This is a genomic window from Mycobacterium sp. DHQP2018-32-09 (assembly GCF_058148405.1).
Genome location: NZ_JBYVYK010000151.1, coordinates 1 through 438, shown reverse-complemented (window position 1 = coordinate 438; position 438 = coordinate 1). Strand labels below are relative to the sequence as shown.

Genomic DNA, 438 nt, shown 5'->3' with positions numbered 1-438 from the left:
GATGCCGGCATGCGGCAACTGCTTGCCGAAGGGTGGATGCATAACCGAGTTCGGATGGTCACCGCGAGCTTCTTGACCAAGGATCTCCATATTTGGTGGCCACACGGAGCCAGGCACTTCATGAACCACCTCATCGACGCCGACAGCGCATCCAACACGCACGGCTGGCAGTGGGTCGCGGGAACAGGCACCGACGCGGCGCCGTACTTCCGGGTTTTCAACCCCACGACTCAGGCACAAAAGTTCGACCCCAACGGCGACTACATCCGCAAGTACATCCCGGAACTGCGGCACCTGTCCGGGGCCTCGGCTATTACACCCTGGAAATGCCCCGACGGCCATACGCGCGGATACCCGACCACCATCGTCGATCACGCAGAGGAAAGAAACATCGCACTGCACCGTTACCGGTCCAGGCAAGACCACTAGTTATTCAGC

General features: G+C 60.3%; 1 protein-coding gene. It reads left to right on the top strand.

The genetic code is table 11. The annotated features are described in order from the left end of the window. The coding region (locus AC30CM_RS27105) for an FAD-binding domain-containing protein (protein WP_490119993.1) at positions 1-429 on the top strand (429 nt) is incomplete at its 5' end. Between the last annotated feature and the right edge of the window lie 9 nt (positions 430-438).